The sequence below is a fragment of the Pedobacter sp. AC379 genome (genome assembly GCF_979258145.1).
In genome coordinates, this window is sequence record NZ_OZ409839.1 from 2,879,987 (window position 1) to 2,893,864 (window position 13,878).

Below are 13,878 nucleotides of genomic sequence, written 5' to 3' on the forward strand. Positions count from 1 at the left end.
TATAATTGCATATTCGTAATATCCTTATATTTCAATCAGGCTGCTCACTTCGGGCAGCCTTTTTTGTTTTATAATAGTCATTCCAGACTTGAAAGCTATCGGGTTGATTGAGAATCTTAATGCTTGGATATTACCAGAGTTGTAAGATCCCCGCATACGCGAGGATGACGGTGGGGTATAGAGCACGCGTAGAATCGTCATTTCGACCGTAGTGGAGAAATCTTTGGATTTAATTGTTAGTCACTTCAAAAGATTTCTCGGCTACGCTGCGCTTTGCTCGAAATGACGACCGAATAAATAAATCGTCATTCCCAACCCGATAGCTATCGGGTCGATTGGGAATCTTAATGCTTAAATATTACCCAAGTTGTAAGATCCCCGCCTGCGCGAGGATGACGACAGTGAAATAAAATACTAATCGAATCGTCATTTCGACCGTAGTGGAGAAATCTTTGGATTTAATTCCTAGTCACTTTAAAAGATTTCTCGGCTACGCTGCGCTTTGCTCGAAATGACGACCGGAGAAATAAATCGTCATTCCCAACCCGATTGGGAATCTTAATGCTTTATATTACTTGAGTTGTAAGATCCCCGCCTGCGCGAGGATGACGGTATGGCCTAAAGTGCCAGTAGAATCGTCATTTCGACCGTAGTGGAGAAATCTTTGTACTTGATTGTTTAGTCTCTTTAAAAGATTTCTCGGCTACGCTGCGCTTTGCTCGAAATGACGACCGGATAAATAAAATTGTCATTCCCAACCCGATAGCTATCGGGTTGAAAGGGAATCTTAATGCTTTGTATTACTTGAGTTGTAAGATCCCTGCCTGCGCGAGGATGACGACAGTGAAATAAAATACTAATCGAATCGTCATTCCCAACCCTATTGGGAATCTTAATGCTGGGATATAACCTAAGTTGTAAGATCCCCGCCTGCGCGAGGATGACGGTATGGCGTAACGTACTCGTCGAATCGTCATTCCCAACCCGATTGGGAATCTTAATGCTTTGTATTATCTGAGTTGTAAGATCCCCGCCTGCGCGAGGATGCCGGTATGGCGTAACGTACTCGTCGAATCGTCATTTCGACCGTAGCGGAGAAATCTTTGGATTTAATTTTTAGCTTCTTTAAAAGATTTCTCGGCTACGCTGCGCTTTGCTCGAAATGACGACCGGAGAAATAAAATTGTCATTCCCAACCCGATAGCTATCGGGTTGAAAGGGAATCTTAATGCTTGGATATAACTTGAGTTGTAAGATCCCCGCCTACGCGAGGATGACGACAGTGAAATAAAATACTAATCGAATCGTCATTTCGACCGTAGCGGAGAAATCTTTGGATTTAATTTTTAGCTTCTTTAAAAGATTTCTCGGCTACGCTGCGCTTTGCTCGAAATGACGACCGGTAAAATAAATCGTCATTCACAACCCGATAGCTATCGGGTCGATTGGGAATCTTAATGCTTTATAATGCTTGAATTGTAAGATCCCCGCCTGCGCGAGGATGACGGTATGGCGTAACGTACTCGTCGAATCGTCATTTCGACCGTAGTGGAGAAATCTTTGGATTTAATTGTTTAGTCACTTTAAAAGATTTCTCGGCTACGCTACGCTTTGCTCGAAATGACGACCGGATAAATAAATCGTCCCAACCCGATAGCTATCGGGTTGATTGGGAATCTTAATGCTTTGTATTACTTGAGTTGTAAGATCCCCGCCTGCGCGAGGATGACGGTATGGAATTGAATACAAGTAGAATCGGCATTTCGACCGTAGTGGAGAAATCTTTGGTTTTAATTTTTAGCTTCTTTAAAAGATTTCTCGGCTACGCTGCGCTTTGCTCGAAATGACGACCGAATAAATAAATCGTCATTTCCCAACCCGAAAGCTATCGGGTTGATTGAGAATCTTAATGCTTTATATTACTTGAGTTGTAAGATCCCCGCCTGCGCGAGGATGACGCTATGTTCATCCGGCCATTTTTGCATTATTCATTTATTTATCATAAAATTTATTTTGCAAACAATGACCTCCACTTAAGGTTGATTTAGTATACACATTTATCAAAATATCTAAAATAAAATGGGAAACAAAACATTTAAATTTGGAAACTTAGAAGTTAACCGTTTGGGTTATGGCGCAATGCAATTAACCGGTAATGGCGTTTTTGGCGAAGTAGAAAATCGTGAAAATGCAATAACTGTTTTGAGGGAAGCTGTTGCAAACGGTGTTAATTTTATTGATACAGCAGAAGCCTACGGACCAAAATATAACGAATCGCTAATTGCCGAAGCTTTATCTCCTTTTCAGAAAGATCTATTTATTGCAACCAAGGGTGGTTTTGATCGGCCGGGACCGAACAATTGGGTTCCTAACGGTAATCCGGAAAAAATAAGACAGGATATTGAAGGTAGTTTACAGCGTTTAAAAGTAGAATCGATTGATTTATGGCAACTGCACCGCATTGATCCTAATGTAAACGTAGCCGAAACACTTGCCCCGGTAGTAGAAGCTGTACAAGAAGGAAAAATCAAATACGTGGGCTTATCAGAAGTAACCATCGAACAGATTAAACAGGTACAGGATATTCTGCCGATCGTTTCCGTTCAAAATTTATATAATCTGGCCAACAGGCAATGGGAAAGCGTGCTTGATTTTACTGCTGAACAAGGTTTAGCTTTTATTCCCTGGTTTCCATTGGCTTCTGGTCCGCATAAACTGGAAGATAAAATCAAAGCCATTGCCGAAAAACATAAGGCTACAACAGCGCAGATTGCACTTGCCTGGTTATTAAAAAGATCATCAAATATTCTATTGATTCCAGGCACAAAATCAGTAGAACATTTAAAAGAGAATTTAAAAGCTATTGAGATCGATTTAACAGATGAAGAATTTGACAGTTTAGCACAATAGTTTGGTTTATTAAACCACAGATGGATACAGATAAGCACCGAGGTTTATTTGTGTCCATTTTTTTTTGGTTTTATCATTTCGCTATTAACTTTTTTTATCCAATTATTTTGCCAAGGTTACACAGCCTCACAATTCAGTTTATCGCGCTGAAGAATATTAAATAAGGATTCGCGAACTTATCAAAGTCAGTTGCAGCCCTTCCAGTATCGAATGCGTAACTTCTACTATCAATTGCGAATGTATCAGCATCGATTGCGTGTCTGCCAGTATCGTTTGCGTGTCTGCCAGTATCAATTGCGGAAGTATCAGTATTGATTGCGTGTCTGCCAGGATCAATTGCGAAATTATCAGCATCGATTGCGTGTCTGCCAGTATCGATTGCGACCTTTACAGTATCAATTGCTTCTCTGCCAGTATTAACGGCAAAAAATGTATTTAAAAAATTATTAAAATTATCACTTTATAAGTATGATATTTAAACATGAAAAAAGTATTCCTATTCACTGCTATTGTATTTTCAATTGTTTTTCAAAAAGCCATGGCGCAAACTGAACCCGAAAATGTACCGGCCGTCTTAAATCATATTGCCGTTTACGTAACCGATTTAAATAAAGCAACCACTTTTTACCAAAGTGTTTTTAACCTCAAAATAATTCCTGAGCCATTTAAAGATAACCGCCATACCTGGTTTACATTGGGGCCTGCCGGACAATTGCACTTAATACAAGGCGCAAAAGGGAATGAGGTTTTCGATAAAAATGCACATTTATGCTTTAGTGTTCCATCAGTAGATCAATTTGTGAAAAAACTCGATGCTAAAAACATCCGCTTTGAAGATTGGGCTGGCAAAGAAAAAGGAATTACCTTAAGAGTGGATGGAGTAAAACAGGTTTATTTTAAAGATCCCGATGGACATTGGCTCGAAATAAATGATGCAAAGTAAATTTTTTACTACGTATTAACTTTATTTTTGCTTACCACCTATATTTAAGGCAGATCTATCTTGCTTATGAAATTTAATTTGAAATATGCGCTCGTTGCATTTTTAATCGCCGGAAAATTTGCTCCTGCACAGGCCCAAAATCAAAAAAGTGAAGCCGATTTTAAGGCCGTTATGGAAAAATATAGTGCTGTTGGTGCTTCAGTTGCTATAGTTAAAGCAGGTAAGATAATTTATACCCATTCATTCGGTCTAAAGGATTTAGAAAATAAAACACCTTTGAGTGATCAGGATATATTCAGAATTGCATCGATCTCTAAATCATTTTCGGCAACTTCCATTATGCAACTGGTAGAAGCAGGTAAAATTAACCTGGATGATGATTTTGGCGATCTTGTCGGTTTTAAAATCCGCAATCCGAAGTTTCCTGATCAGAAGATTACTTTGAAAATGGCCTTGTCTCATACCTCGAGTTTAAACGATTCGCAGGGTTATTTAAATCTCGACCTGATTAATCCCGATAAAAATCCAAACTGGGCCAAATGTTATAATGATTACCAGCCAGGCTCTAAATTCGATTATTGCAATCTTAATTTTAATCTTATAGGCACAATTATCGAGAAGAAATCAGGAGAGCGTTTTGATAATTATGTAAAAAATCATATATTAAAACCCCTGGGACTATATGCTGGCTATTGTGTTGACTCTTTAGACAGTACCCGGTTTGTTAACCTGTATGAATACCACGCAGATACTAAAACATACACACCATCGCCAACAGCTTATGCACCAAGACGAACAGAAATTGCAAATTATGTTATGGGTTATACAACTCCGGTTTTTTCGCCAACGGGAGGAATGAAGATTTCGGCCACCGATCTTGCCAAATACATGATCATGCATATGAACTATGGTACAGCCAATGGCGTTAAAATTATAAGTAAAAAAAGTGCAAAAAAAATGCAGACAGCACTTACGCCCGAAGAAGGTTATGGCTTTGCGATCAGAACTGCAGATAATTTGATTCCTGGTGTGAAATTAAAAGGCCATACAGGATCTGCGTATGGCTTATATAGCACAATGTTTTTTAATCCGAAAGAAAAGTTCGGTTTCATTATTATAACCAACGGTATAAATGCAACATATACTGATGGGCTTCCCGATTTTAGCAGGGAAGCCATTAATGTTTTATATCAGGATTTTATAAAATAACTCCCTGTTAAAGCAAATTGGATAATCCATTTTTATGTGTAAAAGCAGTTAAAATTCTAATTGCTGCTTTAGGGTTGCTCACATCTGCACCTTTCTCTTTACGATTAAATGTATTTGAAATAGGGGGTAAGTCGATCAAATGAGTACAATCAGTAATTGTTTGGCTTTTGAGATTAACGCTTTTTTGACTTTCATTTATCTTTAAACTCATATAAATTATTATTGGTTAACAAATCTTTGATAGGTGCTTCCGGATTTAACTTTTTCCATGCTCAAATAATCTTTCAGGATAGAAAATTCCATGCTTTGAATTGCTTTAACAACCGATTTAAGCTTATCTCCCGTTACGCCTAATCTGGCAGCCCAATAGTTGCGATCCTGTTCATCAGCAATCTCAATAAATTCTTTACGGGCATTCATCGAATTAATTTGATATTCCATTTCTATGATATTTTGGTTAGTATTATGATAGAAACAGATATTAATCCGATTTGGTTTTGGTGTTTTGTCAGCCGATATTCAAATAAATTATATTAAGAGATTTTTCGCTTAAATGTTAGTTAAATAAGGTTAATATTCATCTCATAATACAAAGGCAAAACTGCCTATAAAATCGATTTAGAACTGTCGTTTTTTAACACTACAAATATTTCTAAAAAGTGTAACGTATTTCTTACAAAACATTAGGATTTGTGAAAAAGCATATTTATTATTGTAATGTAATATAATTTTTACAATGCTAAATTATTTTCTATCCAAACCAGCTGATGACTTTTCGCGTCGAAAATTTTATCAAGACAATCGCTTTGTATTATTCATCTGGGTACTGATTACACTCATATTTGTAATTGATTCATGGGCAACTCATCGGTATAACAATTACCTTATTTTTGAGAATACTTTCAGAAACCTGATTCATGAAAGATCGTTTTATGGCTTTTACCCGGAGCTGCACGATGATGCGAACCATTATGGCCCTATTTTTAGTGTGCTTATAGCCCCATTTGCCTTAATGCACAACTGGATCGGGTTATTATTCTGGAATCTTTTTAACTGCTTTTTACTTTTTAAAGCCATTCAAACTTTGCCTTTAAGTGAAGATAAAAAGGTGATGATTGGCTACATTGCCGTGCCATGTTTAATCGAATCCATGCTCAATCAGCAATTTAATGCCGGAGCCGGGGCTTTAATGATTTTAAGTTATACTCAAATCAATAAAGATAAAGGAATCTGGTCTGCACTCTGTATTGTGCTAGGTACGTTTATTAAACTTTACGGTATAGTGGGCCTGGTATTCTTCTTCTTTGCCAAAAAAAAGCCTGCGTTTATAATGTGGCTCTTAATGTGGTCGGTAATCCTTTTTTTACTGCCAATGTTGTTTGCTTCTCCAGGTTTTATTGTGCACAGTTATGTTGATTGGAAAAATTCGTTGGTAGGGAAAAACATGTATAACGTTACCGGTATAGGCATAGATATTTCGATAATGGGTTTTTTCCGTCAATTATTCAATCTGCCTAAAATACCCAACCTTCTTTTTATAGGTTTGGGTGCACTATTGTTTATGTTGCCTTTTAGTCGCATTTCCAATTTTCATAAACCTAAATTTCAGTTGATGATCCTCTCTTCAGTATTGTTGTTTCCGATCCTTTTTAGTACTGGGGCTGAAGATTGTACATTCATCATTTCTATAACCGGTGTGGGCATTTGGTATATAAAAGAAAATAATAAAGCTCTAAAAAATGTTTTATTGCCAATTTTACTTTTCACCGCCTGCAATTTCCCCTTATTGCTTTTTCCAACCTATGCAAAAGCCCATCGCTTATCGTTAGCTGTACTTAGCTTCCCATATTTTTTGGTGTGGTTAAGAATTATTTACAATTCAACCAAAAATAGTTTCGTCTTTGCAGAAGAAGCAGAACCAGAAATGGTATCTGCGCTGATAGATTAAGTTTAATTTTTATTTTTTTTAGGTTTTGATATCCGTTTGCATAAACGGGTATTAAAACCTTTTTTGTTTTTAAGCTGTTTTATAGCTGTCTAATCAAAATTATTATGGATGATAAACTAAAAAACGGAAATGCTGATCGCACCAGGATCAACATCAATGAAGGTTATGAGCTAGATTATTGGTCGAACAAATTTGGCGTAAGCAAAGATAAACTCAAGGCGGTTGTAGAAACCGTTGGTACCTCTGCCCGTGCAGTTGAAGATTATTTAAAAAAATAAAAAAGTAAATATGAGTCTGGAAAAATATGTTGCCAAGCGTGATTTCTCTAAAACTGCCGAGCCTAAATCGGGTAAAAGCAATGATCGGAATAAGTTACATTTTGTGATTCAAAAACATGATGCATCCCGTTTGCACTATGATTTCAGACTCGAAATGGACGGTGTATTAAAAAGTTGGGCCGTACCAAAAGGCCCATCAACCGATCCAAAAAACAAGCGTTTAGCCATGATGGTAGAAGACCATCCTTATGATTATAAAGATTTCGAAGGCATTATCCCTCAGGGCGAATATGGCGGCGGAACTGTTATTGTATGGGATGAAGGCACTTATGAGCCAATTGAAGCCATTAAGGGTAAAAAAGCACAAGAAAAGCATCTTTTGGGCCAGTTAAAAGATGGCTCATTAAAAATAAAATTGAATGGAGAGAAGCTTCGTGGAGAATTTGCTCTTGTTAAAACCCATGGCATGGGCGAAAACGGCTGGTTGCTAATTAAACATAAAGATGATTACGCCTCCACAAAAGATATTACAAAAGAAGATAAATCTGTTCTTTCGGGAAAAACCATTGAAAAAATGGAGAAAACATCAGATAAAGTTTGGAAGGAAGGAAAAGAGCAGAAATTGAAACCCGAAAAAAAAAAGACTGAGCATAATACCACCAAACAAACCAAGCCGGTTGGAGAAGAAGCTACAGTTGATGGAAAGGCAATACTTAAGAAAGCAACAAAGTCGGCGATTCCAAAAAATATTAAGCCCATGTTGGCCACATTGGTTGATGAGCCATTTGATGATCCAAACTGGCAATATGAGGTAAAGTGGGACGGTTACCGCGCTTTGGCGTTTATCAATAAAGGTAATGTCGACATATTTTCAAGAAACAATAAATCCTTTAACGAAAAATTTTATCCAATCTATGATTTGCTTAAAGATTGGAAAATCAATGCCGTTATAGATGGTGAAATCCTGGTATTAAATGATAAAGGCATATCCAATTTTGGTTCATTACAGAACTGGAGGAGTGAGGCCGATGGAGAACTGGTATTTTATGTTTTCGATATTTTATGGTATGAAGGCAAAAACCTGATGGAACTTCCTTTGTACCAACGTCAGGCAGTATTAAATGAGGTACTGCCAACTGATGATGACCGCGTGCGTTTAGGGAAAGTTTTTAAAGCAAGTGGCGTTGATTTTTTCCATGCCGCCGAAAAAATGGGCTTAGAAGGGATTATTGCTAAAAAAACGGATAGTACCTATGCTACAGATCGAAGATCAAAAGAATGGCTTAAAATTAAGGTGCACAAACGGCAGGAAGTTGTAATTGCAGGTTTCACCAAAAACGAAGACACTTCAAAATCATTCAGCTCATTATTGTTAGGGGTATATGAAAAAGGGAAATTGCAATATGTAGGTAAGGTAGGTACAGGTTTTTCTGATAAATTACAAAAATCAATGATGGAGCAATTTAAACCCCTTATTGTTGACAAAACCCCTTTCGAAAGCATTCCCGATGTAAATAAACCTTCACGTTTCAGGCCAAATCCACCAAAAGCAAAAGCCACCTGGCTTAAGCCCGAACTGGTATGCGAAGTGGCCTTTACGGAGGTTACTGATGATGGTGTATTCCGTCATCCTTCCTTTCAGGGAATGCGCGAAGATAAAAAAGCCAAAGATGTAATCCGCGAGGAAGAAACAGCAACCGCCGAAATTGTGGCCGACGATAAAAACGATAATCAGCATGCTAAAGCAATTACACCACCAAAAGGAAAGCAGCCCAAAACACTTTTAAACCCTAAAGATGAAACTCAGGTAAGAAAAATTAAAGGTCACGAACTGAAGTTTACCAACTTGAGTAAAATTTACTGGCCGGAAGATAAGGTAACTAAAAGAGACATGTTTAATTACTATTATCAGGTAGCAGAATATATAATGCCTTATTTAAAAGACCGGCCGCAGTCGCTCAACCGCTTTCCCGGAGGCATACATGGACCAAGCTTTTATCAAAAGGATGTAAGAGGTAAGGCTCCTGATTGGGTTAAAACCTTTCCGTACGAAACCAGTGATGGAGAGAAAAAAGAATATTTGGTTGGCACAGATGAAGCATCACTGTTGTGGATGGCCAGTTTAGGATGTATCGAAATGAATCCCTGGTTTAGCCGTGCGCAAAGTCCAGATAACCCAGATTATTGTGTTATAGATTTGGATCCCGATAAAAATACCTTTGATCAGGTAATAGAGGCAGCACTCGAAACCAAAAAGGTATTGGATGCCTTGGATCTACCAAGTTTTTGCAAAACATCAGGTTCAACAGGTATGCACATATATATCCCCTTAAATGCAAAATATAGTTACGATCAAAGTCAGATGTTTGCCAAGATTGTGGTTAACCTTGTTCACAACCAAATTCCCGATTTTACTTCGCTTGAACGAATGATTGCTGCCCGTAAAGGTAAAATGTATTTAGATTTCTTACAAAACAGGCCAGGGGCAACCATTGCAGGCCCATATTCTTTACGACCAAAAATCGGAGCTACGGTATCTATGCCTTTGCACTGGGATGAAGTAAAACCAGGTTTGAAAATGAAAGATTTTAATATTTTTAATGCAATCGACCGTTTAAAAGTTGAAGGCGATTTATTTAAAGGCGTATTGGGTAAAGGAATCGACCTAAAAAAGGCAATTGGTAAAGCCAAAAGTGTTTTCGGATAAAACATTAATCTTTTAGAGCTTTCCTTATATTTGAAAAAAATTAAAAAATGATCGCACACCACGTTTTATTCTGGCTTAAAGCCGATACCACAGATGAGCAAAAAGTTGCTTTTCGCAATAGCTTACAAACATTAGAAAACATTGAAGTTGTTAAAACTTTTCACATTGGCGTACCTGCACCAATTGAGCGCGCTGTGGTAGATACCACTTATACCTTTAGCCTGTTGTTGTTGTTTAACGATCTGGCTGCACATGATGTTTACCAGGTACACCCTTTGCACAAGGCTTTCTTGGATGAATTTAAGGTTTATTTTGATAAGGTGATTATTTACGACGCCGCCTAAATAGCATGCCTCCGAACTATTCGGAGGCATTTTTGCTTAAAGGATTTTCCGCTATAATTGCTGACAAAAGCTACCAATTTGTATCCCTGTTACTTAATACTAAGTAATTTGTGATCCTTCAAAACCAAAATCTTTATGATTGCGTAAATATTTCAAATGGCAATCTCATGGAAAAAACCCCTACATTAATTAAAAGAGCATCTATTAGCGTCAATCTCTTGGATAGCATTAGAATAGGCGATTTATTAGCTGATGAATATGGAAAATCAGGTAAGGTTTGTGAAATCGAAAAGATTAAACGCCATGGTGAATTTTATTATTATTTTAAACTGCTCAAATCAGGTACCATACTGATTATTCTTTAGTCCTCAATTCAGCTTAACAAATTCATTATATTAGCGTTATGAGAAAATATCTTGTAGCCATAGGTTTTGTATTGCTAATTAATTATGCTGGTATAGCGCAAACCATAAAAGGGAATTACGCCATAAAAAATGTTCAAACCGGGCAATTGCTGAGGGTAAAAGATGCCAGCAAGAAAAATGGAACACCTTTAGTGGCTTACGATCCGCAAAATTGGAAATGTATGACCTGGAACTTTATCAACGTAGAAGGAAATAACTACAAGTTAAAAAATCTATTAACCGGAAAAACCTTTCAACCCAAGCAAGCTGATATTGCTTTGGAAGAACAGCCTTTAGCTTCAGGAAATAATAAGCAGCAATATGAATTTGAGCCTGCCGGAAAAGATAGTTACCTGATTAAGCTTAAGGGAACTGAGCTGTACCTCACACCTGAAGATAAAGAAGGGAAAAGCAATTCTGCCATTATTTTGGCGAAAAAATCAAATACAAAAAACCAGCAATGGACGATCTATGCACAATCTCCCACCATGTAAAACTAAAAAAGCTTCAAATCTTTAGATCTGAAGCTTTTTTTAATTGTTTGCAATGCTTAAAATTTATAAGATAAAGTTGTCATAAACTGGCGTGGTGGAATTGGATTCACGCTGTAGTTTTCATGCACAAAATAGTTTAGCTCGTTGGTAATGTTAGAAATCTTTGCCAACAATGAAATTTTTCTCCAGTTGTAACCGGCAGATAAATCAAAAGTGGTAAAAGCACTTAACGGAATTAACCTGCTGTATGCTTGTATTTTTGTGTCGTTATAGCCACCATTACGTGCACCTGTGTAATAAGCTGAAGCACCTAGTTTTAAACCTTTAACACTTCCTTCCTGGAAAGTATAAAATAAGGTACCGTTGGCTGTGTTTTTGGTAGAACCAACCAATCTTTGGCCTTCTACTACACCACCCAATGTAACTGTTCTTGTATCGTTTGGCTTAGCTGGTGTTGGTGCTGGTACGGTAAAAACTGTTTTATCCCGGGTTTCGGTGTAGCGGATAAAGTTATAGCTATAACCAGCTATAAAGTTCAATCCCTTAACAATAGTACCGGTAATATCAAGTTCCAAACCATCACTTAATGATTTTCCGTTAAGTTCTTTGATGTTTGTATCACCATTTGGTGCGCCTTGAGCATTAATTAACGCTTGCTGTGCAAATTTATCATTGGCAATCCTGTACCAGGTTAAATTAACCGATAACCTGCCTTTAAACAGATCGTTTTTAACACCAGCCTCATATTGCTGCAAAGTTGATGGATCTAAAGGGGCCAAATTAATATCCGTTCCGGTATTTTGAACAAAATTGCTCGAATAACTGGCATAAATAGACGTAGTTTTTAATGGTTGATAAATTAAACCAAATTTTGGAGTGAAAGCACTTTCAACTTTAGAATTATTTAAGCTGTTTACGCTTAAAGTTTGTACACCTGTTGCTAAAGTTGTTGTAACCGTTCTTGGTGTTTTTTGGAAAGTATAGCGTACACCAGCAAGTACTTTAAACTGATCAGTTATTGAAACTAAATCCTGTACAAAAGCTCCCATGCGGTATAATGGAGCAAATACTTCCGAAATTGTATTTACTGTAGGCTCAATTCCTGAACCGAAATAAGTGGAAGGATCAAGTAAGTTTACATTACCATAATTAAAACTGGTTAAGTTATTGTTGAATGTAAACCCACCACTTGTAGTACGCGATTGATCAGCATCTGCACCAACCAATAAAGTATGGGTAATGTTTCCTGTTTTAAAATAACCATTTAAGTTTATCTGCTCATTGTAAGTAAACTCTTTCGTTTTAGAGCGGGTTACATTACGGGCAGCAAAGCCATAAGGAAGCGGATTTGTAGCTACTTTAGTATCTGCAAACGGGCGTTCAGCACTAAAATAATTACGGTTGTACGATTGTAAGTTGGCCAGTATGTTCAGCTTCCAATTATCATTAAATCTATGGTTTATGTTTAGCTGCGAAGTAACTGTGTTTGTTTTATTGTATGCCCATGGCGCATTTACGAAAGCTTTTCGGCCTATATCTGCAATCTGATTTTCAACCGTTCCTATACCAAAATCGGGTGTCATATTGCTCTTTAAATAGTCGCCTTGTAATAAGATGTCTGTTTTATCGCTTATTTTATAAAGTAAAGATGGATTAACATAAATCCGGTTAGAATTTACGCTGTTTCTAAAACTTGCCGCATCTTCATAAGTGCCTATTACCCTGAAAGCTAAATTTTTGGTAATCGGGCCATAAATATCTCCTGTAGGTTTATACATGTCGTAGCTCCCTGCACGCATGGAAACTTCGCCACCATATTCAAATTTTGGTTTTTTTGTTACCAAATTAACTACTGCTCCACCGCTTACACCACCATAAAGCAATGCTGCGCTTCCTTTTAAAACCTCAACCGATTCTAATGTACTGGTTTCGGGCATGCCACCACTGGTTGCACGAGAGCCATTTTTAAATACGTTGTTTGCACCTAAACTATAACCGCGGGCAAAAAAAGTTTCGCCACTCACTGAACCACGGTTTTCACCAAAAGCAACCCCGTTTACATTTTTAAGCACATCGCTTAAGCGGTTGGCTTGTATATCGGTAATCACCTGGTTTCCGATAATCTGTACGGCTTGTGGTAAATCCATTGGTGCAATTGCTATTTTACCCAGGTTTACCGGCTTTCTGTTGGGTGTTTTGTAACCGTTAATGGCTACCTCATTTAATTGTGAAGAAGATTCGGCAATGGTAAAATCAGCATTTACGTTTTGGCCAGCTGTAATGGTGATTGATTTTTCTTGCGCAGCTATTCCAATAGCTGATGTTTTAATGGTGTAAGTGCCCGGAGCTATATTTTTGATGGTAAAATTACCTTTTTCATCAGTTTGAGTAGTTTTGTTTGTGTTTTTTAATCCAACACTTACATATCCGGCCGGATTGCCATCACTTGTTTTAATGGTACCGGAAACCGATCCGTTTTTAGGTTGTGCCATTGTAGTTACTGCGAAGAACAGAAACAAGGCTATAAAATTTAAAAAGAAGGTAAATTTTCTATCCATTTTTATTTAGATTAATTCTTAGTTGGCGCAAAGGAACTATTTTTGAAGCGGATTATCAAAATTATTTTTATTTATTCTAAATA

General features: G+C 37.3%; 12 protein-coding genes. 9 read left to right on the forward strand and 3 right to left on the reverse strand.

Annotated elements, in window-relative coordinates; all coding sequences use genetic code 11:
- Positions 1 to 2,079 precede the first annotated feature (2,079 nt).
- From ACZZZW_RS12860 to ACZZZW_RS12870, 3 genes are all read left to right on the forward strand, one after another.
- Complete coding sequence (locus ACZZZW_RS12860; RefSeq protein ID WP_055904522.1) at positions 2,080 to 2,910, forward strand: aldo/keto reductase; 831 nt, start codon at positions 2,080 to 2,082, stop codon at positions 2,908 to 2,910.
- Positions 2,911 to 3,391: 481 nt separating this feature from the next.
- Complete coding sequence (locus ACZZZW_RS12865) at positions 3,392 to 3,853, forward strand: VOC family protein (RefSeq protein WP_463493849.1); 462 nt, start codon at positions 3,392 to 3,394, stop codon at positions 3,851 to 3,853.
- Between the two features lie 66 nt (positions 3,854 to 3,919).
- Positions 3,920 to 5,062, forward strand: coding sequence for a serine hydrolase domain-containing protein (locus tag ACZZZW_RS12870; RefSeq protein ID WP_463493851.1), 1,143 nt, complete (start codon positions 3,920 to 3,922; stop codon positions 5,060 to 5,062).
- Between the two features lie 7 nt (positions 5,063 to 5,069).
- Here ACZZZW_RS12870 and ACZZZW_RS12875 read toward each other — a convergent pair whose 3' ends face one another.
- Positions 5,070 to 5,273 carry a hypothetical protein gene (locus ACZZZW_RS12875; RefSeq protein ID WP_463493853.1) on the reverse strand — a complete coding sequence of 68 codons (204 nt, stop codon included), beginning with the start codon at positions 5,271 to 5,273 and terminating at the stop codon, positions 5,070 to 5,072.
- Positions 5,274 to 5,281: 8 nt separating this feature from the next.
- Entirely contained in the window at positions 5,282 to 5,503 is a 222-nt protein-coding gene (locus ACZZZW_RS12880) for a DUF3606 domain-containing protein (protein WP_055904536.1), read from the reverse strand.
- A 295-nt stretch (positions 5,504 to 5,798) separates the two neighbouring features.
- Here ACZZZW_RS12880 and ACZZZW_RS12885 point away from each other — a divergent pair, with 295 nt between their 5' ends.
- From ACZZZW_RS12885 to ACZZZW_RS12910, 6 genes are all read left to right on the forward strand, one after another.
- On the forward strand, positions 5,799 to 7,010 hold the full coding sequence (locus ACZZZW_RS12885) for a glycosyltransferase family 87 protein (RefSeq protein WP_463493856.1): 1,212 nt from the start codon (positions 5,799 to 5,801) through the stop codon (positions 7,008 to 7,010).
- Positions 7,011 to 7,114: 104 nt separating this feature from the next.
- Complete coding sequence (locus ACZZZW_RS12890) at positions 7,115 to 7,288, forward strand: DUF3606 domain-containing protein (RefSeq protein ID WP_200912259.1); 174 nt, start codon at positions 7,115 to 7,117, stop codon at positions 7,286 to 7,288.
- A 10-nt stretch (positions 7,289 to 7,298) separates the two neighbouring features.
- On the forward strand, positions 7,299 to 9,995 hold the full coding sequence (gene ligD / locus ACZZZW_RS12895) for a DNA ligase D (protein ID WP_463493858.1): 2,697 nt from the start codon (positions 7,299 to 7,301) through the stop codon (positions 9,993 to 9,995).
- A 47-nt stretch (positions 9,996 to 10,042) separates the two neighbouring features.
- Entirely contained in the window at positions 10,043 to 10,339 is a 297-nt protein-coding gene (locus tag ACZZZW_RS12900; protein ID WP_055904545.1) for a Dabb family protein, read from the forward strand.
- Between the two features lie 167 nt (positions 10,340 to 10,506).
- Complete coding sequence (locus ACZZZW_RS12905; RefSeq protein WP_463493860.1) at positions 10,507 to 10,704, forward strand: hypothetical protein; 198 nt, start codon at positions 10,507 to 10,509, stop codon at positions 10,702 to 10,704.
- Positions 10,705 to 10,742: 38 nt separating this feature from the next.
- Positions 10,743 to 11,237 (forward strand): RICIN domain-containing protein, encoded by a 495-nt coding sequence (locus tag ACZZZW_RS12910; RefSeq protein WP_463493862.1) that lies wholly within the window; start codon positions 10,743 to 10,745, stop codon positions 11,235 to 11,237.
- A gap of 56 nt (positions 11,238 to 11,293) precedes the next feature.
- Here ACZZZW_RS12910 and ACZZZW_RS12915 read toward each other — a convergent pair whose 3' ends face one another.
- Positions 11,294 to 13,795 (reverse strand): TonB-dependent receptor domain-containing protein, encoded by a 2,502-nt coding sequence (locus tag ACZZZW_RS12915; protein ID WP_463493864.1) that lies wholly within the window; start codon positions 13,793 to 13,795, stop codon positions 11,294 to 11,296.
- Positions 13,796 to 13,878: the final 83 nt, after the last annotated feature.